This window comes from Alteromonas sp. W364, from assembly GCF_031846205.1.
Classification (GTDB): Bacteria; Pseudomonadota; Gammaproteobacteria; order Enterobacterales; family Alteromonadaceae; genus Glaciecola; species Glaciecola blandensis.
In genome coordinates, this window is record NZ_JAVRID010000008.1 from 88043 (window position 1) to 103062 (window position 15020).

The following is a 15020-nucleotide window of genomic DNA, read 5'->3' on the forward strand; positions in this document are numbered from 1 at the left end:
ACGCGAGTTAAAAATGCAACAAGTTTTAAAAAATTACAGAATATGTAATTAAATTACATATTTCATACAAGAGTATATTAAAAATGTAAGCAAATTGAAAATAGGAAATTAGTACTAGACCACAATTTTTACTTCCAATTTAATGTTTTTAATGACTTTTTAGGCCAGAATAAACTTCAGAATACTTTTCAGCGGCTTCTTCCCAAGTGAATTTTTGTTTCATTCCGCGTGAAATCAGCGCTGAAAATTCTTTCTTTGCTTCCAACCTTACCAGTAGAGCCTTCCTGATCACCGATAATAAGGCTTCTGAGCTAGGCTCTTGGAACACAAACCCGGTGCTATTCTCCTCGCCATAATTGATGATCGTATCTTTTAAACCACCAATACCTCGCACAATGGGAACGGTACCATAAGCCAAACTATACATTTGATTCAAACCACAAGGCTCGAACTCTGATGGCATTAGAAAAAAGTCTGCTCCAGCTTCTACTTTATGTGCGTAATCAGGTTTGAAGTCTTCAATGAACACGAACTGCTTGGGATGTTTGGCTGCTATTCTATGAAGCTCATCAGTAATATCTTTCTGCCCAGTGCCAACCAACGCCAGTTGAACATCATGATCTAATAAGCTTTCGAGGATCGGCATCAAGTAACCGAAACCTTTTTGCAATGTGGTCCTACAAACCATACCCAACAATGGTGTTTTGGCGTTTTGACGAAGTCCAAAAGTACGTTGCAGATCTTTTTTACAAGCCACTTTTCCTTGCATGTCTTCGCTGCTGAAATGCGCAGCTATAAACTCATCAGTGCTCGGATCCCATTGCTCGTAGTCACAGCCATTTAAAATACCTTCCACACTATTAATACGTTGTCGAATGACATCATCGATTCCGTGACTGCCTAATGCTGTAGATATTTCTTGAGCATAAGTCTGACTAACGGGACAAATTTTATCAGCGTATAAAAGCCCAGTTTTCAGCATGTTAATATGATCATTTTCAATATACATACCCGGTGCTTTCGAGTCTAAGCTTGGCACTTTCAAAGTGTGTTCGACGCCTTGAAAAGCGGCATTATGAACAGTTAGCACCGACTTTGTACTAGCGAAGTGTTCATACGAGAGAGGTGAATGCTTAGCAAAGTAGCAAGCCATCGAGGTATGCCAATCGTTTGCGTGTAAAACATCTGGTTTGAATCCAATAGCTTCGGCTGTTCTCAACGCTGCAAGAGAAAAGAAAGTAAACTTTTCGGCGTTACTTATGCCGCTCTCATCGTACAGTGCGCCGCTATTAAAATATTCAGGGTAATCCACAAAGTAGACATCAATGCCGTTGAAATTTAGATTTTTCACATCAAAAGCATAGGGCTTATCGTTTACATAAAGAATTTGTTGGGCAATACAATTTGACAGGTTTAAAGTGTCAGATGCGGCCTTATAGTAGGGCAGTATAATTTTAACATCATGGTCTAATTCAGATAACGCTAAAGGCAGCGCTTTACCCACATCTGCCAGCCCACCTGTTTTTACGATGTCTTCTACTTCCGAAATTAAAAACAACACTTTCATCTGTTTTTTACTTCCTTAAAGGCGGCACAGCAAGCAACTCAGGTTGTTTTACCGTGTTATTTTGCAGCCTCATAAATATTAAATTTGTTGGTGCTAACCAAAGTCTTCGCACGAAAATACACCGCATTCATCGCCTCACTGTAGGGCAAAAACTTGTTTGCAACAATATCCAAAGTTCCTCTGGGGCGCGTTTGTTTGTGTGCTTGAGCGATAAATTGTTGAGTGATTGTGTAATTGGTATGCACACCCGTGTGGAACGGCGGGTTACTCACTACGTGATCAAACGTACCGTCAACTTGCTTCATGCCATCGCTAGCAATAACTTTACCTTCAACTGAGTTTAAGGACAGAGTTCGCTCTGCACAATACACCGCAAGTGCCGAAACGTCGCTCATTGTTACTTTCACTTTTTGATTCATAAGGGCGAGATAAGTACCAATAATTCCGGTACCGCACGCAAAGTCGAGCACTTGTCCTTTCAGGTTTAAAAGTTTATCGGAACGGGGCTCAAATTGCTGAAGCAAGAGCTGCGTACCTGGATCAAATTGCTTGTGTCCAAAGACACCCGGAAGTGAAAATACTTTTAACTCTTTACCGTTAACCGAATAGGTGCGCACAACACCATATTTCTTAATATCAAAAGGCTTAGCTGCTTTCTCGGGGCGTTTAACTTCGACACAGACTAATCCACAGTGTTTAGCACCATCGATTTTATTGACATTTTCGCCCACTTTCTCAAGTAGTTTCCCAACGCTTTTGATGCCGGCCTTATTTTCACCCACAATAAGCAACTGCCCGCCATCAACAATCATCTCGGCAATGTTTGCAATAAGCATTTCTAATTGCTGCTTGGCTTTTGGCAAATAGATGATTGCCCCATTTAAAGGCGTGTTGCTTTTGAGTTGTTCTAAATTAAAGCTTGGCGCAAACACCTGTTGAAATTTACTGGTATTTTCACTCTGCGAGTACACATCGTGAAATTGGTGTAAGCCAGTGACAGTAAACTCTCGCAATTCAGCAAAGATTTCGCAATCTGTCGGATTCACTAGTGCCCAATGACCGGCACTAAAGAGGTCGGTGTTACGCAAAATCAGTTGACTCGGCAATGACAGCATCTTAGCTCACTCGCTTAAATATAATGTCCCAAACGCCATGTCCAAGCTTCTGACCACGTACTTCAAACTTGGTTATTGGTCGGTATTCGGGTCGTTCAACATAGCCTAGAGCACCTTTGTCCGACGTGTTTTCAAACCCTTCTGCCTGTGTCATCACGGCCATCATGTGTTCAGCATATGGCTCCCAATCAGTTGCCATATGAAAGGTACCACCAATTGCGAGTTTGCTTCGTAAGTTTTGTACGAAGTCAGGTTGCACTATACGACGTTTATGGTGGCGTTTTTTATGCCAAGGATCAGGGAAATAAAGTTGCAAGCGAGAGAGAGACTCGTCAGCGATACACTGCGCTAAAACTTCAACAGCGTCATGTTCAAATACACGAAGGTTGCTTACGCCAGCTTCTTCAGCGTCAGCGAGGCAAGCGCCAACACCAGGGCGATGTACTTCAATACCAATAAAATTATTTTCAGGAGCGGCCGCTGCCATTTCAACCAGTGACTTACCCATACCGAATCCGATTTCGAGTACGGTTGGGGCTTCACGTCCGAAAACCTCGTCGAGGTTTAGTAAACCTTGTTCGATACTGAGGCCCATGCTTGGCCAATTGGTTTCGATGGCGCGAGCCTGCGCATTGGTGAGTCTGCCCTCGCGTTTTACAAAGCTTTTAACTTTGCTGATATATACGCCAGCAGCGCGTGCTTCTTCTTCACTGTTAAATGACTTCATTTACCCTAGGATCTTTTATTAATGGATGATTCATGAATAGACGCGCCGAAGAAAGTATTCGATAGATTGGTCTATTGCTACAAAAGTTCGGTATTATAATCCATTCTTTGACTGATGTGCGGATAATGTGACTTCCAATAGCTTTTCTTTTTACGATGCCTTGCTGCAATGGTTTGATAAACACGGGCGCAAAAACTTACCCTGGCAACAAAATAAAACGCCATACTCTGTTTGGATCTCAGAAATTATGTTGCAACAGACTCAAGTTGCAACCGTAATCCCTTACTACACCACTTTCATGCAACGCTTTCCAACCGTAAACGATTTAGCCAATGCACCGGTAGATGAAGTATTGCATTTGTGGACAGGCCTTGGTTACTATGCACGCGCTCGCAACATGCACAAAGCGGCGCAAAAGGTCCGTGATGAACACGATGGTCAGTTCCCCCAAACCTATGACGAGGTTATCGCGCTGTCAGGTATTGGGCGTTCAACCGCAGCCGCTATCTTGTCCTTATCACTCAATCAAGCGTTTGCCATCATGGATGGGAACGTTAAGCGAGTACTTACGCGGTTTATGGCTATTGAAGGGTGGCCCGGAAATAAGAAAATTGAAGATCTCCTGTGGCAGGAGGCAGAGGCGCTCAAACCTCAGGCGAAAAATGGAAGATACGGTGACTATACACAAGCCATAATGGATTTAGGGGCGACAGTTTGCACCCGCTCAAAACCGAAATGTGATGAATGCCCAATGCAAAGTCATTGCTTGGCTTATGCCCAAGGAAAACAAACAGAATTTCCCTTTAAAAAGCCCAAGAAACAAATTCCAACGAAATACACCACAATGTTACTTCCGTCATACCAAGGCCAACTATTGATGCAGCAGAGACCCACGAGCGGCATATGGGGCGGTTTATGGGGCTTCTTAGAAACTGGATTTAATGAAAGTGAACAAGTTACCTTGGATGAGGCAAAGATACTATTGCGAGACAAGTTAAAGTCTGTTGAGTTGGCGAACAGTAATGTGATTGAATTAGAAACTTTTAAACATACTTTCAGTCACTTCCATCTGATTATAACACCGATACTCTTAGAGCTAGAACAGCCTCCATTATCGAGCGTAGCTGAATCACTACCACTAGATAATAATCAAGTACCTGCTCAGCTTTGGTACGATATGCATCAACCAAGTAAAATTGGCCTTTCAGCACCAACAATCAAAATATTAAATCACTTGAAAACAAATTTTTAAACGCCACTACTCAACTAATAGCGAATGAGCTTAGACAATCAGCTATACTATGAAAAATTATTTAGAAGGAACATGTAATGGGTAGAACGGTTAACTGCGAGTATTTGAAAAAAGAAGCCGACGGACTCGATTTTCAGTTATATCCTGGTGAAGTGGGTAAGCGCATTTTTGATAATATATCGAAAGAAGCCTTTAGTATTTGGCAAAAGAAACAAACCATGTTGATCAACGAAAATAAGCTCAACATGATGGAAGCAAACGACCGCGCTTTTTTAGAAGAAAAAATGGTCGATTTTTTGTTTAAGGGTATCGAACCTACAATTGAAGGTTACGTTCCGCCTACAAAATAACCGTTTGAACGTGTTTTGCTAATTAAAGTCATAAAAAGCGCAAAAAATATTTGACTTGAGAGGGCAAAATCCGTTTAATACGCACCCACAGCGAAATACAGCGTGCAAACGCAGTCGCGATTGCCTCGATAGCTCAGTTGGTAGAGCAGCGGATTGAAAATCCGCGTGTCCCTGGTTCGATCCCGGGTCGAGGCACCATTATTCTAAGAGCCCTGAACAGAAATGTTCGGGGTTTTTTCTTTTCGGCCTTAACAACCATCAAGCTCAGATTCAATAAGTGGCAGCTCGCCAATTGCTAAAGGTTGTGAATAACGGATTTCACATTCATTTGCAGCATAGTTTGCGTTAGGACGAATCCTAATGCCCGGTCTGCCTGCAGATGTGAATGAAGTGATTTCAAACTGACCACCGTCATCGACATCCGAGATATTGATCATTCTCGCGATACCTGCAGCAGTATGTCTTGGATAACCAAAGGCTAAGGTTATAGACTCGCCTTGAACTGTAATGCTGTTTCCCAAGCCATTTCCCGTAGCTGGTGGAGCGCTAGCATCGCATGTAGGTTCAGTGATGCATTTTGAAAAGGCCAATTGCTTACCGTCGTTAATAGCACCTTGAACGGCCCGCATAGTGCTAGCATAAGCATCACCACTTAAGTTCAGTAAACGAGGTGCAGCGGTGACAGCTAAAATCCCGAGAATTACGATTACAATGATCAATTCTACTAAAGTGAATCCACGGAAACTTGCATGTGGCATTCGAATACCTCTTTATGACTACAATTCGCGAATAATAGCGTTTTTTAATCAAACTTAATACACATCAAAAGTATACAAAACTTGCCCACAGTTCAGTTTTCACCGCCCGTTTCAAGAGACATAATCTATACCAATTGATAACAATCAAAGCCAGAAGTAGAAGCTGTTTTATCTGGCGGATAACGAAGCATACAAGGTAGGAAAAATGACTAACTATATTCTCTCTTCATTGATTGCAGTATCACTTCTAGTGATCACTGCGAAAGCAGAATTTACGCCATCAGAACGGACTTGCACTGGCTTGGATAAAAAGATAAAAATCGTTGTGAGTAAGATGCGGGCGGGTTATAAAATCAAGCAAGGTGAGAAGTATCGAGCTAAGTTAAAACAGTTTAAAAATCACCGTTATCAGTGTAAGCAAAAACGATTTGATGTTAATTAGTTACTTAACAGACGGCGCCAAATAAGAAGAATTGGCGCCATCGAGAGTGAATTTAAGCTTATTGCGACACGACCACAGGCAAAAGAGAGATCTCAACTCGACGATTCAATGCTTTACCTTCCTCGGTGTTATTCGGAGCAATAGCTTGAGTTTCGCCAAAACCAATGACTTCTAACCTATCACGCAAAATCCCTTTGTTAGATAGATAGTCGGCAACTGACTGAGCTCGACGCTCTGATAGTGTTTGGTTCATTGTTGCAGCACCCGTGCTGTCTGTATGACCGCCGACGACAACTAAGGTTTTGTCATATTCTACCAAGACTAAGTTTACCGAATCTAAAACTGCTAAAAAATCAGTATTGATGTCAGCACTGCCTGATTGGAAAGTAATGTTCCCTGGCATGATAAGGTTAATATTGTCACCTTCACGTTGTACGCTGACACCTGTACCACGCAATTGTTTTCTTAGCTTGGCTTCTTGTGCATCCATGTAGTAGCCAATGCCGCCACCGATAGCTGCGCCGCCAGCTGCAGCCTTTAGGATCCTTTCGTTTCGCTTGCCCGCATCCTCGTCTTTGTTGGCTAGAAAAGCAATCACTGCTGCGACACCAGCGCCGATCCCTGCGCCTTTACCGGCGTTACTGACTTCTTTCTCACCCGTATATGGGTCATATGTGGCGCATGACGCAACTAGAGCGCATGCCAAAATAGAACTGGTTATTTTCAAAGACTTCATTTGTATAGATTCCTTAAGCGAAAAATGAGGCGATATGGTAAAGCATAGACCATGTAAGCGATAGCCTGTTCCGTAAATATTCAAAGAAAAGGCCAAAGTCATTAAGTTATCGAAACATAGGTATTCTTTCTTGTTTTAAATCACAGCAATAGCGATATTGTCGGTCTCCCACCAGGTAACAAGTACTAAAAAGGATTAACGGTGTAACCATCTTGTTGAAGTAAAGCATGGGCCGTCATTGCTGATAGTTCAACTTCGCTTCCTTTGACAAGTTGTGATAACTCGATATCGTATGCTACACCGGTTTGTCCGCATAAAATAACTCTGACTCCGTTTTCCATCAGCGCTTGAAGAAGTGGTTTGTTTGGATTGTCTTGCTCATGTAATTTTTGATAGGACGGGTTGTTTAGCAGGTCGAAGCTTGCTTTCCCATGCACTACTAACGCAAGTTGGATGTTCTCTTTTGGCACACCGGCCGCGACTTGCATATTGATGAAGCGCGCTAAGCTGTCAAATTTACGGTTGACCTTTCCGGCATCTGCTTGTGCGGCAACATCAAAAGCTACTTTCATTTTAGTCTTTTTATCGACGGTTGCAGTGGCGACAGGGGCGTATTTACCAAAGCCTTTTATAACAGTACCATCCTTGAAATCATCAAGCTTTGCAAGTGTGTTGGTACTAACTAATAGAAGGGTGCCAGCAAGAGCGAAAGAAGTGCGAATGGATATCATGATAAACCTCAAATGATTACGTTTTAATGTGAAGGGCTAAGAACTAATGACTAACTTTATCGCGATAAGGAGCAAAAGCAAGGCTCCTATGCTGTTCATATATTTACTACTGCCTTTACCGACACTGATATTAACCAGTTTTCCTAGGTAGACACCGCTTGCGCTTAGTAAGCCAGCGCTCAACCCAATGACTAAACACGCTATGTAGGGTTGCAAGGTTAAGTGAGGTAAAGAAAAGCCGATCGCTATTGCATCCACACTGGTAGCAAATGACAGTACAAGCATTGTGGTATGCGATATAGTTTTGGGTATATTAGAAGCAGTATCTGAAAGAGCTTCGTACAGCATTTTGACTGCCACTAATACCAGTAGCACGAAGGCAATATACTTCGCAGTTTGCTCTAGCCAACCGAACAAATGAAGGCCACCCCAATTGCCAATGTATGGCATGGCGGCGTGAAATACTCCGAAATATCCCGCAGCGATTAGTGCTAACTGAGCGGTTTTCCTATTACTCTTGCTGGCACTCAAAGATAGGGACACCAGAAAAGCGTCTATACTCATAATGAGCGCGATAAGTATTATTTCAATCAGCGAAAACTCCCCATGTCTTATTTTTAAGACTGTTCATGGTTGGCGCTAAGTAGCATTAGCAATCTATTCAAAAATGTTGCATATTACACGGTGACTTACTCAAAAAGTACAAATTTATTGGTATTTTTATATCATAAACAAAGGAATGTTTTGAGATGAAACTATTTATTATCTGTGCGCTATTGTTTGCTAGTTCGTTTTCTTTTGCTGATGTCGAAGTAGGGGATGTGCCACCCTCTTACTTAGGAAAAAACAGGAACGGTGACAAAGTGCATCTGCGAGAGATGACGGGCAAAGTCGTAGTTGCGACATTTTGGGCTTCTTGGTGTCCGCCATGCCTTAAAGAGTTACCTATTCTTGAAAGTATTCAAAGACAAATAGGCAAAGACAAGCTGGAAGTTGTTGCCATCAACTACCAAGAAGACAAAAAGGTATTTCGCAAATTAAAAAGCCAAATGAAAAAGATGGAAATTACTATCACTCATGACGCAAGAGGGACTATCAGCAAGCGCTTTGGTGTAGACTCTCTACCGCATATGTTTATTATTGATCCTAGAGGCAAGGTTGCCAAAGTTCATATTGGATATGGTGAGTCCTCACAACAAAAAATTGTTGATGAACTGAATGAACTTCTTACCACTGATTGGGCAGTTAAAGAAGAAGCGACGAGTGAGTAAATTAACTCTGCCCCCTTTTTGGGTTGCTTAGCAAAGCTGAGTAACAAGTACTACTACAAACTAAACTAGTTAGCTATTTCAGTTGCTGTTTGAACTTGTCCTTATAACGACGTGAAAGTGGTAAGCTCGTACTGTTGTTAATGTACACTTTCCCATCGCCAGAACTCATGCTTTCAATGCTCTGTACTTTGTTTATATTCACAGCAAATGATCGGTGTATCTGCATAAAGCCTCTCTCTGCCATACGAGGAATTAAGCTCGATAGCGTTGAACGTAATGGGTAAATTCGCCCGGCAGCGTGCAAATTAACGTAGTTTCCAGCTGATTCTAGGTAATCAATATCAACGACTTTGACTAAAAATTCCTTATCTAGTTTTTTGACTAGGAAGTGTTCAGGCGAATCAGGTTTGCTTTGCTCTTGGTCATTAATAAAGCTAGCTTCGCCCTTGAGTCTCGAATATATAAACCGGTATGCGTAATAAAGGCCCATAAAGAAAAAATAGCCCCATGCATCTTTTCTGTATTCGTAGAAGAACTCAGAAGCGATATCACCAAAATCGTAGTTTCCACCCATTCCCATATAGATGATTTCACGAAACAATACCATTAAGCCGACATGCAGAGCTGAGTAGATGACTGTTGCCCCCAAATGTAGGACCAGAAAGCGTTTAAAATGGGTCAGACTTAAAGGGACGAGTTTGAACCACCAGACTAAAATAGGAATGAGCAAAAGAGTACTCAATGCGCTGGTAATTTCCCAAGCAAAGGGTTCCCAGAGGCTGAACTCTGGCACTGCATCGTCCCGACTCGCTTCCATCCAAACAGAAGTCGCATTTATCGTATTATTAATTAAAAAATAGAGCGCAAGTAAGCATAAAAGATAAACGCGAGGACGTTTATCAAACTGGGTGAATAAGCTTACTTTCGTGTCTCGTGAGATCTCGTTCAAAAATTCGTCCCTGTCATCCACCGTTCGTCACAGAAGCCTGTAAATCCGTCATTCTTGACTAGGTTTGTTACTCAATAAAGTTAGGCTACCACTGAGCCAATAAAATGCAAGAACAGTGGAGAGAGTATATGCAAAGTCATAATAACGGAGCTATTAAAAGGTCAGATACAACACCCAGCAAAGACAGCAATCATATCACTCAAGATGTGCGTCGCTATGATGTGGATTGGTTAAGAAACCTCGCACTAATGTTGCTGATTTTGTATCACCTTGGTATGTACTATGTCGCTGATTGGGACTGGCATATTAAAAGTGAGCAACAAAGCGTGCTTCTGCAAAACGTAATGGTGATGAGTAATCTTTGGCGTATGTGTTTATTATTCTTTATATCGGGCATGACACTCGCTCTTATCGACATGAAGTATTCGGTGGCTGCCTTGTTACGGACGCGCAGCCAGAGACTGATGATCCCTTTGTTATTTGGTATGGCAGTGATTGTGCCGCCGCAGCTTTATTATGAGTTAATTGAACAGCAACAATTTTCTGGGACCTATTGGTACTTTTGGACAGAGTATTTGATTTCAGATCCGAATACAGATGTCGCCCCCGATCGGTATTCAACTATTGGCCTGTGGACGTGGAATCACTTGTGGTATCTCATCTACCTCTTTGTATATACCTGTGTGTTTCTGTTGCTTCGCCCTCTGTGTCGAAAACTGGTTGTAAGTACTTTTTTTAAAAGAGTAGGAAACGTGAAGCTGATTGTCCTTTTCGCAAGTATCTTACTCATTGCATGGGTTCACGTGCGTCCGGAGTTTCCTACAAGCCATGGCCTAACAGATGATTGGTGGAGTCATACAAAGTATTTTCTAATCTTGTTGATGGGCTACCTCTTTGCCTCTAAACCAGCCCTATGGCGAGCAGTGATTAATAAGCGCAGATTGTTACTCACCCTCGGTTTGTGTACCTATGGACTCGTTGCCATGGATAGAAATGGTGCTTTCCCATTTATGGGCGAGGCCTTTCGGAATTACTTAGTTGTGCAATATCTGTATGGCGCAGTGATCATTGCTAACTTATGGTTCTGGATGTTGGGCTTAGTTGGTTATGCAGGTCGCTACTTGAACAAGCCATCTCGTTTGCTGGACTATGCAAATGAAGCTGTTTTACCTTGGTATATTTTTCATCAGACTTTGATCATCGTTTTAGCGTTTAATCTGCGTCGCCTAGAACTCCCCGCTGGATTGGAAGCCTTAACCATATTTATACTGACCATTCTAGCCTGTTATTTGCTATTTGCAGGCATTAGACAGGTGAACATATTGCGCTTTTTGTTTGGGGTAAAATTAAGACAGTTTACTGCTAACCGCAAAACTCATAATTGAAATTGCCCAATCAATATTGATAAATGCGCACTCAGTACTACCATAGGTAACACTGTTTTCTGTGTCGGTTTTTTATTTCACTCGTGCTATGTTAAGGCTTATACAAAAATAAGAATAAATACAATTTTAGAATGGCAGAGAAAATGCACTCAGTAGTAATCATTGGTACCGGTTTTGGCGCAATTTCGGCCGCAATCGCCCTGCAGAAACGAAATATTATTGACTTTGTCATGTTAGAAAGGCGTTCGTTTGCGGGCGGTACTTGGCTGCAAAATGCTTATCCCGGCGCAGCAGTAGACGTGCAATCTCCCCTGTACAGTGTCTCTGGCGAGCCCTACCCATGGTCGCATTTATTCGCTAAGCAAAATGAGCTAGCTGATTATACTGAAGCCCTTATTGCTAAGTTCCTACTTTCAAAACATATTCGATTAAATTCAGAAGTGATAGAAAGCCGTTGGCAAAATGATCATTGGCAGATAACAACGGCAGATAAAAATGTTGTTCACGCCAAAATAGTGATTAATGCAACCGGCCCCTTGAGTACTCCCGTTGTCCCCGATTTTAAAGGTTTAGATAAATTTGAAGGCCAACACTTTCATACCAATGATTGGCAACACGATGTAGATATAGCGGGTAAAACGGTCGCTGTTATTGGCAGCGGTGCCAGCGCAGTCCAAGTTATTCCGGCGATTGTTGAGAAAGTGAAAAAATTGCATGTTGTACAAAGAACACCGCATTGGTTGCTTTCCCGTTTGGATTGGGCCTTTCCTTCCTGGCTAGCTAAGATCCTTGCTTTTAAGCCTCTCTATACTTTGATTCGCTGGTGTATCTATTGGTCACTTGAGTTACGAGTTATCGCATTTAAATACAGTCCATTCCTATTGAAAATGCTCGGCTACTACCCTGCAATGCGGCACCTGAAAAAGCAGGTAGGTGATCCTGAATTGCGACAAAAACTAACACCTGACTTCACTATTGGTTGTAAACGGATCATTGTTTCAAATACTTATTATCCCGCACTACAACATAGAAATACGGTGCTGCACGATGCGAGTGACTCATTGCAGCACTTCACTAAAACCGGCATTGTTTTTGAACATTCAGGAGAGCAAGCAATCGATGTTGTGGTTTTCGCAACAGGTTATGACGCTGCTGACTCTATGATTTCATATTCGGTTATTGGGAAAGGCGGGGTATCGCTGCAAGAACAATGGCAAGATTTTCCAAGGGCCTATCTGGGCACCACCATGCCGAACTTTCCAAATTACTTTGTGGTAACAGGGCCAAACACCGGTATCGGACATACGAGTGCTATTTTTGTCATTGAATCGCAAATGAAATACATCATGCAATGTATTGAAAAAATACAAAACGAAAAATTACAGAGCATTGAACCCACAATTCAAGCTGAGCAAGATTATACCCAGATGGTTCATCAAGAAATGGAAAAAACAGTTTGGAAAACGGGGGGCTGTTCGAGTTGGTATCAAAATAAACAGGGTAAAGTGATCGCCATGTTCCCTGGTTTTAGTTTTGTTTATAGACAGATGTGTAAAAAGTTCAAAGACAAGCATCACGTTTTTGTTCTGCAAAACAGCACACCAGAACAACCCACCAGTAAGAAAACAGCAGGTTAAGCATGAAAGAACATAATTCAACGCCTCTTAATGATTACGTAGAATACCCGCCAGAGGAAATGTTGCAGCGCTCTGAAAGTTTCTACTTGGATATTAAACGGCGACATAGCATTCGGCAGTTTAGTGATAGAGCGGTGCCTAAAGCGATTATTGAAAATTGTATTAAGGCGGCAGGAACTGCGCCCAATGGCGCTAACCATCAGCCTTGGCACTTCGTTGCAATTCATTCATCAGAAGTTAAAAAACAAGTAAGAGAACAAGCTGAATTACACGAGCAGGGCTTTTATTCTGGCCGCGCCGGAGAAGAGTGGCTGGAGGCTTTACAACCCTTAGGTACAGATGCTCAAAAACCTTATTTGGAACATGCTCCCTGGTTGATTGCCATTTTTAGCCAAAAGAAAGGCGGCGTAAACCCGGGTCAAAAGCATCAAAACTATTACGTTCATGAGTCTGTGGGAATTGCTACTGGGTTTCTTATCAACGCGCTGCATAATGCCGGTCTCGTAACTTTAACGCACACGCCAAAACCCATGTCGTTTTTATCAAAAATCTGCAAACGACCTGATGACGAGCGCCCTTATATGTTATTAATTGCCGGCTACCCAGATGACAATGCGACAGTACCTGACCATGCTAGAAATAAAAAAAGCTTAGATGAGATTTGCACCTTTTTATAATACTGAAATCATGTACTATGCGCGCCAGTCGATACAGTCGACAGAACATCTTTATTAACCTCAGATAGCAGCAGAGAGCATCAATCTTGGAACAGCAAGAATTTCGACAAATACGCCGTTTTATTGTGAAGCTAGGAAAAATGCTGCACAAATACGGAACCCCTGCGTTTCGATTGGAAGCCTATTTACAGGAAGTCTCTACTTATCTTGGGGTGCACGCCTCTTTCATCGCAACACCCACATCGATCACTTTTGTCATTTGGAGTGATAAACACGAAGACGAATACACACATGCGGCTCGCCTGCAGCCCGGCGATCTTGATATGAATGCCTTATCCCTAACCGATGAGCTTGCTAATCAATTATTGTCTGGAGAGATAGGAATAAGCGATGCTGATACACGCTTAGATGAAATTGATTTAATGCCAAGCCCTTACGGCAAAATTATTACGGGTTGCGCATTCGCGTTAGCAACGGGCTCATTTTCCATGCTAATGGGAGCAAGTTGGGCCGAAATATTTTGGACTGGCTTATTAGGGCTAGTGGCATATGTTTGGGTGTTGTGGGCGCAAAAGTCGAAACGGGTTAATTTGATGTTGGAACCGGTCACTTCCTTTGTGGCAGGCATACTAGCCTGTGCAATCAGTCGATACTTTGACCCTGGCATTAATATTCCACTCATGGTGCTATCGTCTGTCATTGTTTTGGTGCCAGGCTTAGCCCTGACCATGGGCTTAGCAGAATTATCTTCGCGGAATTTGGTTTCTGGAACAGCAAGAGTTATGGATGCGATAATGCAGCTATTTAAGTTGTACTTTGGTGCATTTTTAGGCGTTGCTGTCGGCTTTAGCTTATTTGGCCAAAACGAATTTCAGCCCGCCTCGTCCTTACCTTACTGGGCAACATGGTTAGCTGTCGTATTACTGTGTTTTGCGCTTGTTCCAATATTTCGAACAAGACTAAAGCATATTCCATGGGCCTTAGTGTCTGCGCTAATTGCGTATAGCACCACTGTCTTTAGTTCGATATACATGGACCAATCTTTCGGTACTTTCCTAGGAGCGTTTGCTCTCGGTGTTTTTGCCAACGTATTTACGCGTGTTGCTAATCAACCCTCTACTATTGTTGCTATGCATGGTTTGATTGTTTTGGTTCCAGGCTCAAAAACGTATATTGGCTTAAATTCTTTTATTTCGGGTCAAGACTTCGTTCAAGCGGACCACGTTGGACAAGAAGTATTTTTGATTTTTATGTCTCTTGTCGCAGGTTTGATCTTCGCGAATGTTGTTATGCCCACTAAAAAAGCCTTGTAGTTTTTTCTGAAGCTGAAATTTGTCTTTTGACTACTGTAGCTTTGCTGCAAGCAAACCTTCAACCGCCCGAGCTTTACTATTCACCAAAATAAGGAACATAGATTCGCTAA

Annotated in this window: 16 protein-coding genes and 1 tRNA gene; 9 read left to right on the forward strand and 8 right to left on the reverse strand. The window is 42.2% G+C overall.

Features of this window, described 5'->3' with window-relative positions:
* Positions 1–148 precede the first annotated feature (148 nt).
* Genes RM556_RS13570 through trmB form a run of 3 tightly spaced genes read right to left on the reverse strand, consistent with a single transcriptional unit; the run spans position 149 to position 3409 of the window.
* Positions 149–1567, reverse strand: coding sequence for a glycogen synthase (locus tag RM556_RS13570; RefSeq protein ID WP_311374859.1), 1419 nt, complete (start codon positions 1565–1567; stop codon positions 149–151).
* Positions 1568–1623: 56 nt separating this feature from the next.
* Complete coding sequence (locus tag RM556_RS13575; RefSeq protein WP_311374860.1) at positions 1624–2682, reverse strand: methyltransferase; 1059 nt, start codon at positions 2680–2682, stop codon at positions 1624–1626.
* 1 nt (position 2683) lies between these two features.
* Positions 2684–3409 carry a tRNA (guanosine(46)-N7)-methyltransferase TrmB gene (gene trmB / locus RM556_RS13580; protein WP_311374861.1) on the reverse strand — a complete coding sequence of 242 codons (726 nt, stop codon included), beginning with the start codon at positions 3407–3409 and terminating at the stop codon, positions 2684–2686.
* A 127-nt stretch (positions 3410–3536) separates the two neighbouring features.
* On the opposite strand from trmB, the gene mutY reads away from it, so the two are divergent.
* From mutY to RM556_RS13595, 3 genes are all read left to right on the forward strand, one after another.
* Positions 3537–4661, forward strand: a complete 1125-nt coding sequence (gene mutY, locus RM556_RS13585) for an A/G-specific adenine glycosylase (protein ID WP_311374862.1) — start codon at positions 3537–3539, stop codon at positions 4659–4661.
* A 77-nt stretch (positions 4662–4738) separates the two neighbouring features.
* The gene (locus RM556_RS13590) at positions 4739–5011 is read left to right on the forward strand and encodes an oxidative damage protection protein (protein WP_311362217.1); all 273 of its coding nucleotides are present in this window, start codon (positions 4739–4741) and stop codon (positions 5009–5011) included.
* 122 nt (positions 5012–5133) lie between these two features.
* Positions 5134–5209, forward strand: a tRNA-Phe gene (locus RM556_RS13595).
* Positions 5210–5259: 50 nt separating this feature from the next.
* Here the strand turns inward: RM556_RS13595 and RM556_RS13600 are convergent.
* Positions 5260–5769: a prepilin-type N-terminal cleavage/methylation domain-containing protein gene (locus tag RM556_RS13600; RefSeq protein WP_311374863.1), complete on the reverse strand. Its 510-nt coding sequence runs from the start codon at positions 5767–5769 to the stop codon at positions 5260–5262.
* A 205-nt stretch (positions 5770–5974) separates the two neighbouring features.
* On the opposite strand from RM556_RS13600, the gene RM556_RS13605 reads away from it, so the two are divergent.
* On the forward strand, positions 5975–6211 hold the full coding sequence (locus RM556_RS13605) for a hypothetical protein (RefSeq protein ID WP_311374864.1): 237 nt from the start codon (positions 5975–5977) through the stop codon (positions 6209–6211).
* 58 nt (positions 6212–6269) lie between these two features.
* Here RM556_RS13605 and RM556_RS13610 read toward each other — a convergent pair whose 3' ends face one another.
* From RM556_RS13610 to RM556_RS13620, 3 genes are all read right to left on the reverse strand, one after another.
* The gene (locus tag RM556_RS13610) at positions 6270–6947 is read right to left on the reverse strand and encodes an OmpA family protein (RefSeq protein ID WP_311362220.1); all 678 of its coding nucleotides are present in this window, start codon (positions 6945–6947) and stop codon (positions 6270–6272) included.
* A 185-nt stretch (positions 6948–7132) separates the two neighbouring features.
* Positions 7133–7678: a DsrE family protein gene (locus RM556_RS13615; RefSeq protein ID WP_311362221.1), complete on the reverse strand. Its 546-nt coding sequence runs from the start codon at positions 7676–7678 to the stop codon at positions 7133–7135.
* Between the two features lie 36 nt (positions 7679–7714).
* The gene (locus RM556_RS13620) at positions 7715–8242 is read right to left on the reverse strand and encodes a manganese efflux pump (RefSeq protein ID WP_311362222.1); all 528 of its coding nucleotides are present in this window, start codon (positions 8240–8242) and stop codon (positions 7715–7717) included.
* 185 nt (positions 8243–8427) lie between these two features.
* Here RM556_RS13620 and RM556_RS13625 point away from each other — a divergent pair, with 185 nt between their 5' ends.
* Positions 8428–8949, forward strand: coding sequence for a TlpA disulfide reductase family protein (locus tag RM556_RS13625; RefSeq protein ID WP_311374865.1), 522 nt, complete (start codon positions 8428–8430; stop codon positions 8947–8949).
* A 73-nt stretch (positions 8950–9022) separates the two neighbouring features.
* Here RM556_RS13625 and RM556_RS13630 read toward each other — a convergent pair whose 3' ends face one another.
* On the reverse strand, positions 9023–9898 hold the full coding sequence (locus RM556_RS13630) for a LytTR family DNA-binding domain-containing protein (RefSeq protein WP_311374866.1): 876 nt from the start codon (positions 9896–9898) through the stop codon (positions 9023–9025).
* A gap of 128 nt (positions 9899–10026) precedes the next feature.
* On the opposite strand from RM556_RS13630, the gene RM556_RS13635 reads away from it, so the two are divergent.
* The 4 genes from RM556_RS13635 to RM556_RS13650 all read left to right on the forward strand — a co-directional run bounded on the left by RM556_RS13635 (position 10027) and on the right by RM556_RS13650 (position 14910).
* Positions 10027–11283 (forward strand): acyltransferase family protein, encoded by a 1257-nt coding sequence (locus RM556_RS13635; RefSeq protein WP_311362225.1) that lies wholly within the window; start codon positions 10027–10029, stop codon positions 11281–11283.
* 143 nt (positions 11284–11426) lie between these two features.
* The gene (locus RM556_RS13640) at positions 11427–12920 is read left to right on the forward strand and encodes an NAD(P)/FAD-dependent oxidoreductase (RefSeq protein ID WP_311374867.1); all 1494 of its coding nucleotides are present in this window, start codon (positions 11427–11429) and stop codon (positions 12918–12920) included.
* Between the two features lie 2 nt (positions 12921–12922).
* The gene (locus RM556_RS13645) at positions 12923–13597 is read left to right on the forward strand and encodes a nitroreductase family protein (RefSeq protein WP_311374868.1); all 675 of its coding nucleotides are present in this window, start codon (positions 12923–12925) and stop codon (positions 13595–13597) included.
* Between the two features lie 86 nt (positions 13598–13683).
* Positions 13684–14910, forward strand: a complete 1227-nt coding sequence (locus tag RM556_RS13650; protein ID WP_311374869.1) for a threonine/serine exporter family protein — start codon at positions 13684–13686, stop codon at positions 14908–14910.
* Positions 14911–15020: the final 110 nt, after the last annotated feature.

What these genes read in the sequence shown, in the direction of transcription:
- RM556_RS13570 (WP_311374859.1), bottom strand. Translation starts at nt 1,567, where the DNA reads ATGAAAGTGTTGTTTTTAATTTCGGAAGTAGAAGACATCGTAAAAACA.
- RM556_RS13575 (WP_311374860.1), bottom strand. Translation starts at nt 2,682, where the DNA reads ATGCTGTCATTGCCGAGTCAACTGATTTTGCGTAACACCGACCTCTTT.
- trmB (WP_311374861.1), bottom strand. Translation starts at nt 3,409, where the DNA reads ATGAAGTCATTTAACAGTGAAGAAGAAGCACGCGCTGCTGGCGTATAT.
- RM556_RS13590 (WP_311362217.1), top strand. Translation starts at nt 4,739, where the DNA reads ATGGGTAGAACGGTTAACTGCGAGTATTTGAAAAAAGAAGCCGACGGA.
- RM556_RS13600 (WP_311374863.1), bottom strand. Translation starts at nt 5,769, where the DNA reads ATGCCACATGCAAGTTTCCGTGGATTCACTTTAGTAGAATTGATCATT.
- RM556_RS13605 (WP_311374864.1), top strand. Translation starts at nt 5,975, where the DNA reads ATGACTAACTATATTCTCTCTTCATTGATTGCAGTATCACTTCTAGTG.
- RM556_RS13610 (WP_311362220.1), bottom strand. Translation starts at nt 6,947, where the DNA reads ATGAAGTCTTTGAAAATAACCAGTTCTATTTTGGCATGCGCTCTAGTT.
- RM556_RS13615 (WP_311362221.1), bottom strand. Translation starts at nt 7,678, where the DNA reads ATGATATCCATTCGCACTTCTTTCGCTCTTGCTGGCACCCTTCTATTA.
- RM556_RS13620 (WP_311362222.1), bottom strand. Translation starts at nt 8,242, where the DNA reads ATGAGTATAGACGCTTTTCTGGTGTCCCTATCTTTGAGTGCCAGCAAG.
- RM556_RS13625 (WP_311374865.1), top strand. Translation starts at nt 8,428, where the DNA reads ATGAAACTATTTATTATCTGTGCGCTATTGTTTGCTAGTTCGTTTTCT.
- RM556_RS13635 (WP_311362225.1), top strand. Translation starts at nt 10,027, where the DNA reads ATGCAAAGTCATAATAACGGAGCTATTAAAAGGTCAGATACAACACCC.
- RM556_RS13640 (WP_311374867.1), top strand. Translation starts at nt 11,427, where the DNA reads ATGCACTCAGTAGTAATCATTGGTACCGGTTTTGGCGCAATTTCGGCC.
- RM556_RS13645 (WP_311374868.1), top strand. Translation starts at nt 12,923, where the DNA reads ATGAAAGAACATAATTCAACGCCTCTTAATGATTACGTAGAATACCCG.